5 protein-coding genes are annotated in these 5,869 nt (G+C 69.8%); 1 reads left to right on the top strand and 4 read right to left on the bottom strand.

Annotated features, from left to right (window positions below):
- Together JHN45_RS49975 and JHN45_RS49980 are read right to left on the bottom strand one after the other, a co-directional pair.
- On the bottom strand, nucleotides 1-703 hold a 703-nt coding region (locus tag JHN45_RS49975; protein ID WP_201056100.1), incomplete at its 3' end, for a sigma-70 family RNA polymerase sigma factor.
- Between the two features lie 43 nt (nucleotides 704-746).
- Nucleotides 747-2,066 (bottom strand): alginate lyase family protein, encoded by a 1,320-nt coding sequence (locus JHN45_RS49980; RefSeq protein WP_200716952.1) that lies wholly within the window; start codon nucleotides 2,064-2,066, stop codon nucleotides 747-749.
- A 246-nt stretch (nucleotides 2,067-2,312) separates the two neighbouring features.
- Here JHN45_RS49980 and JHN45_RS49985 point away from each other — a divergent pair, with 246 nt between their 5' ends.
- Nucleotides 2,313-3,470 carry a serine hydrolase gene (locus JHN45_RS49985; RefSeq protein ID WP_200716951.1) on the top strand — a complete coding sequence of 386 codons (1,158 nt, stop codon included), beginning with the start codon at nucleotides 2,313-2,315 and terminating at the stop codon, nucleotides 3,468-3,470.
- Here JHN45_RS49985 and JHN45_RS49990 read toward each other — a convergent pair.
- Both JHN45_RS49990 and JHN45_RS49995 read right to left on the bottom strand, forming a co-directional pair.
- Nucleotides 3,463-3,987 carry a hypothetical protein gene (locus JHN45_RS49990; protein WP_200716950.1) on the bottom strand — a complete coding sequence of 175 codons (525 nt, stop codon included), beginning with the start codon at nucleotides 3,985-3,987 and terminating at the stop codon, nucleotides 3,463-3,465. The genes JHN45_RS49985 and JHN45_RS49990 overlap by 8 nt on opposite strands.
- Before the next feature lie 41 nt (nucleotides 3,988-4,028).
- The gene (locus JHN45_RS49995) at nucleotides 4,029-5,645 is read right to left on the bottom strand and encodes a carboxylesterase family protein (RefSeq protein ID WP_307783436.1); all 1,617 of its coding nucleotides are present in this window, start codon (nucleotides 5,643-5,645) and stop codon (nucleotides 4,029-4,031) included.
- Nucleotides 5,646-5,869 lie beyond the last annotated feature (224 nt).

The following is a 5,869-nucleotide window of genomic DNA, read 5'->3' on the forward strand; positions in this document are numbered from 1 at the left end:
CACTCGCCCCGGCTGCGAAAGCCGCCCCGGCCACCCCCGTCGCGGCCGCCGCCGTCTTCGCGCCGAAGGCCAGGGAGAGGGTGAAGCCGAGCGGGAGGGGGACCAGGGCGATGCCGACAAGGAGGCGTTCCGCGGGGACTACGGACTCTCGGGGGTCGCCGCAGTAGGCGCAGCCCCGCAGGTGGCGGGCCACGCGTTTGCGCCAGACCGAGTCCTGGCGGCCGTCCCGGCGGGCGGTGACCTCGCGGAGTTCGGGGCAGGCGCCGTCGAGGGCGCGGACGATGGCCCGGGCGGTCTCCAGGCGTTCCTTCATGCGCTGGACGCGGACCGCCGCGTGCTCGCGCCGCTGGCCCTCCAACTGGAGCCGGAGGACGGTCAGTTCGGCGAAGTCGGCGGCGTCGCCCGGTAGTCCGTCCGGGAGTTGGTCGGGGGATTTGCGGCGGCGGGCCCGGTCCCGGATCTGGCGCATGGCGATCGCGACGAGCCAGGACCGGAAGCTGTCGGGGTCGCGGAGCGAGCCGAGGTGGTCGACGGCGCGGAGCATCGTCTCCTGGACCACGTCGTCCACGTCCGCATGGCCGTTGAGGGCGCGGCCGACCACGTTGTAGACCAACGGCAGCCAGCCCGCGACCAGTTCGTCCAGCGCCCGCCGGTCACCGGCCTGTGCCGCCTCGATGGTGGAGTGCCACTGCCGGCCGTCCATGTCGCCCCTCACCCTCTCCGGTGTCATGTGGTCCACGACGGTGTCACTTGCTGTACAGCAGCGTCCCGAAGCCGAGTTGGTCGTAGCCGCCGCTGTTGGGCCCGTAGTCGCCGCCACCGCCCTCCGCACGCACCTTCTCAGCCATGAGGGTGATGAACGGGGTGTTCAGGCGCCGTCGGCGGGCGTAGTGGTTGTGCAGAATCTCCCAAACCGGGCGAACGGCGCCCCGGGCTATGTCGGAGATCACAGGCTGCTCCATGTACCGTCCGGCGCCCTGTCCGCTGCGCCAGGCGTACGTCGTGAAGGGCACGGCCGCGCCGAGGTTGTACTTGGCGACGTACTCGGCGGCCTTCATGAACCGGTTGTCGCGGTAGCCGTAGAGGTCGATGCCCTGGTTCCAGGCCATCTCGCAGATCGCGCCCATGAGGCCCATGCCCATCATGGTGTGGCCCTGGTCGCGGCCGCTCTCCTGCCACTGGGCGAGGTTCTGGCCGCTGTAGACGAAGGGGATGGCGTGCGTGAACGAGCCGTTGCCCGCACCGGACTTCATGTACGTCACCGCGCGTTCGAAGGTGGCGCGGTCGTCGCACAGGATGCCGGCCGCCATGAGGGAGGCGACGTTGCACAGGTCCCAATTCGCCCAGTAGTTGGTGATGTTGGCGGTGTTGTGGTTGGTGAGGAAGTCGGTGTTCATCGGCACGAAGACGGTCTGCAGCATCTTCTTGAAGCGGGCGAACTCGAAGTCCGGGTGGTCGCGGACGAGTTCGGCGGCGTTGGCGAACTGGTAGCCGTAGATGCCGGAGGCCAGGAAGCGGTCGGAGTTGCCGTTGACCGAAGTGAGCGTGGCCGACCAGGCGTTGAGGATGGCGACGGCCGTGTCGCCGTTGGCCTTGGTGCCGCCGATCTGCCAGCGCAGGGCGTTCTGGTAGGCGGCGTGGATGTCGTTGTAGAGGGTGACGTAGTTCTGGCCGGTGCCGCCGCGTACGACGACGGCCTGCGGGCGGGGCTGCCAGGTGCTGGCGGAGTGCCTGTTGTCGGTGAGCCGCGTCCAGCCCTTCAGCCAGGGGTCCTTGCGGGCGGCGACGCGGACCTTGGCGCGGTGCAGGTCACCGGCGTTGTGCAGCATGCCCGGGTGGGTCAGGGCCTGCGGCCGGGCGGTGGCGGTGCCGATGGCGGTGCCGGGCTGCGCGGCGTCCGCACCGCCTCCGGAGAACGCGGCGATCCCCCCGCCGACCACTCCCGCCGCCGCGATTCCGCCGCCGAGCGTGAAGAGGCCCCGGCGGGTGAGGCGGTGCTTGTTGGCGGGCTTGCGGGCGCCGGTCGGCTCGGGTGCGCCGGTCGGCTCGGGGGCGTTCGTGGCCATGTGGGTGGCTCCGGTGCGTGAGGAAACGGAGGACGCAGAGGGAGACGGGGTGAAGGCTTCGGCGATAACAGTTTTTGCGGCGCCGGGTTGGATCCCGTAGGGGGCAACCCCGGTAAATCCCTTGTGCCGTAAGGGAGTTGGTCCGGGTGACACCAGGGGTGGCTGCCCTCCTCGCCGACGATCCGGTGACGGGCGTACCGGACGAGGCTGATCACCGACACCCGCCGGAGATCTCAGGAGCAGCCGATGCGCACCCGCCGTCGCACCACCGTCCTCACCGCCTCGCTCGTCCTCGCCCTCGCGGCCGGACCGCTGGCCGCACCCGCGTTCGCCGCGTCCCCGTCCCCCTCAACTGCCGTACGGGGAACGGCCGGTCCGGACGCCGAGGCGCTGCGGGCCGCGCTCGCCGGGCTGCCGGACGCGGATGCCACCGCGGCTCTCGTGCGGGTGGGAGGGACGGACGGGAGCTGGCGCGGAAGTGCCGGGGTGCACGATCTGGAGAGCGGTGCCGCCGCCGATCCGGACGCCCGCTTCCGGGCCGGCTCGACGACGAAGGTCGTGACGGCGGCGACGGTGCTCCGGCTCGCCGCACAGGGGAAGGTCGACCTGGACACACCGGTCCAGCACTACCTGCCGGGGCTGCTCACGAAGGCCTTCGAGCCCATATCCGTACGGCAGTTGCTGAACCACACGAGTGGCATCCAGGCCGGTGACGGCTTCGGGGACGCCTTCGAGGACCAGTACGCGCACCGCTTCGACACGCTCACGCCCCGGCAGGTCGTCGCGTCGGCGGTGGCGAAGGGGCCCGAGTTCCGGCCGGGTACGCAGCAGGACTACCTCAACATCAACTACACGATCCTCGGTCTGCTGGTCGAGAAGGTGACGGGGCACTCGTACGCCTCGGAGGCCACCCGGCTCGTGCTGCGTCCGGCGGGCATGCGGGACACGTACTTCCCCGGCACCGACCCGCGCATCCGCGGCCCGCACAACCACGGCTACCAGGTGGTCCAACAGGCCGACGGCACAGCGGAGTTCGTCGATGTCACCGACTGGAACCAGGCGGACCGGTGGGCGGCCGGCGACATGATCTCGACGACCGCCGACCTGGAACGGCTGATCACGGCGCTGTTCCGGGGTCGGATCGTGCCGGGACCGCAGCTGAAGGAGATGTTCACGGTGCCGGCCGGTGTCGAGGGCGCCAGTTACAGCGCCGGGCTCCAGCGGTTCGAGTACGGCGGGAAGGTGTACTGGCTCAAGTCCGGTGCCCGGTACGGCTACAGCGCGGTCGTCCTCGCCACTCGCGACCTGTCCCGCACCCTCGTCTACTCGGTCAACTCGACGGACGCCAAGGGCGAGTCGATGAACGCGGTCGCGATGCGGATCGCGCTGGCCGCCCTCAAGTAGCCGGCCCCGGTGCGGGAGTTGGCGCGAGTACCGCCTCCAGCCGCTTGATCTTCTTCCGTACGACGTACAGCGGGACGATCCCGATGACCCCGAAGGACATGTCGATCACCGTCCACCAGAGGGGAATTCCGCGGATCGGTCCACAGATCAGGGCGAGCGGGACGATCCCGGCGCAGGCGATCATCCCGAACTCGACGACCCAGATGTTGCGGACCGGGTCGCGGTAGGGGCCGTAGAAGGCGACCGCGATGACGAGGTGGGCGAAGGCCAGCCAGTCCGTGCCGTAGAGGAGGAAGGGGTAGTCGGTGTCGGCGGTGTCGAGTCCCTGGCGTACGCGCTCGATCCAGTCCGCGAGGGCGGGCAGGTAGTGCGGTACGGACAGGGACGTCAACACGTCCTCGGTCCAGCGGAGTTCGTGGACCAGCGGGAAGGCGGTGGCGCCGCTGAGCACCAGGCAGACGACGAACAGGGCAAGCCAGACGCGGATGCCCTTCAGAAGGGCGGCTCTGTCGTTCATGGTGGCAGCTTACGCCGATATTTGAACACGTTCAAAACAACTCACGGTGCTCCGAGACTCCCCCAGAAGTCCAGGTCGTGTTCCTCGGCGAAGCCGCGCGTGGACCTGGAGCAGGCGGCCGGAGGTGCGTCGCTCGACGGGGCCGTGTCGCAGGCCTTCAGGGACATCAACTCCCCTGTCCCCGTGCGGTACTTCGGCCAGTTCGGGGTGCCCGAGCCGTTCGGGTCGCCCGTCGCGGTGAAGTGGCCCCAGAAGGTGATCATCTGGTGGGACAGCTCCAGTTGGTCGTCGTCGTAGGGCAGGGTCTGGCCCAGGTAGTCCCAGAGGTAGCCGAGGTCGTCGACGTGGATGGCGCCGCCGAAGGGGAAGTCGCGTGCGGTGGCGCTCTGTTGCTGGAGGCGGAAGATCGAGGTGAAGTGCGGGGTGTCGCTCTCGGCGAACTCGTAGGCGTACGTCGGCACCCAGCGCGACAGCCGTGCCATCAGCTGCTGGCGGTCGTAGGAGGTCGAGCCGTTCTGGACGGCGGTCCAGGCCTGGCCCGGGCTGGGGTAGGCGGTCAGCGGGTACTCGGCGAGGACCTTGTCGGCGTTCGTGCCGTACGTCGACTTCACCGACCGGGTGTACTGGTCGGCGGTCATCGGTGTGCCGAGGTAGTCGTAGTTCTGGAAGGTGAACAGGCCGCGTTCGCTGTTGGTCTGGCCCAGCATCACGGGGACCCTGGTGAAGTTCCCTGTCCGTACGGCTGTTCCGGGGTCGAGCGGGAAGGCCGTGCCGCCGAGGGACGGGCGAACCGGGGCCTTCAGCTGGGCGGCGAGGATCGCGGTGGCGGGCTTGGCGCGGAGACAGGCGAGGACGTCGGGGGCGGTGGCGCAGCCGATCTCCTGGACGAAGGCCCGGCTCTGCGTCTCACCGGCCGCCGCCGACTGGAGGGCGCAGCCGCCGCTCATGATGACCGCGTGGGCGAACAGGCCCTTGGCGGTGGGCGAGGCGAGCTGGTCGCAGACCGAACTGCCGCCCGCGGACTGGCCCGCGATGGTGACGTCGCCCGCGTCGCCGCCGAAGTGCCCGATGTTGGACCGCACCCAGCGCAGCGCCGCCTGCTGGTCCAACAGGCCGTAGTTTCCTGCCCCGTTGGCGTTCTCGGCACGGAGTTCGGGGAGGTTGAGGTAACCGAGCGGGCCCAGGCGGTAGTTGACGGTGACGACGACCGCGCCGGTCTGCTGGACGAAATTGCGCGGATTGGTGTCCTGCCCCGCGCCGCCGAAGAAACCGCCGCCGTGGATCCAGACCACGACCGGGGCGTCGGCGCTACTCCCTTGCGGGGCATAGACGTTGAGGCCGAGGCAGTCCTCGGTGGTGATCGCCTTCTCGTAGCCGGGGTCCCAGCCGGAGGGCTGGGCGCAGCGGTCGCCGAAGCGGGTGGCGTCGCGGACGCCCGTCCAGGAAGCGGCCGGGCGGGGGACCGTCCAGCGGTCGGCGGCGGTGGTGGCGTACGGGATGCCGAGCCAGGCGTCGTATCCGGTCCCCGCCTGTCCCTTCACCTTGCCGGAGGCGGTGGGGACCACCAGCGATGGGCGGTGCGAACTCCCTTGTGCGGGAGGGGATTTCAGCGCGTGTACGGCGATCGGGGACAGCAGCCCGAGACCGAGCACGCTCACGGTTGTCAGGATGGTGCGGACTCTGCTGCGGAGTGTCGTCGTCCTTCCCATGACCCACTTGTGTAACCGCCTGGCAATATTGTCGGCAAGATGCGCGACACGATTGGCTGCAATTGCCTCTGCGGGCGCGGGAGTTACCGCGTGCGGGTCGGTACGGCCGAGGGGGCGACGGACCGGGCCGTGGATGCGGCCGATGCCGATGACGATGCCGATGCCGATGCCGA

This window comes from Streptomyces sp. MBT53, assembly GCF_016654115.1.
GTDB lineage: Bacteria > Actinomycetota > Actinomycetes > Streptomycetales > Streptomycetaceae > Streptomyces.

Bases quoted from the DNA above. Each gene is read 5' to 3' on its own strand.
- JHN45_RS49980 (WP_200716952.1), bottom strand. From the start codon at position 2,066: ATGGCCACGAACGCCCCCGAGCCGACCGGCGCACCCGAGCCGACCGGC.
- JHN45_RS49985 (WP_200716951.1), top strand. From the start codon at position 2,313: ATGCGCACCCGCCGTCGCACCACCGTCCTCACCGCCTCGCTCGTCCTC.
- JHN45_RS49990 (WP_200716950.1), bottom strand. From the start codon at position 3,987: ATGAACGACAGAGCCGCCCTTCTGAAGGGCATCCGCGTCTGGCTTGCC.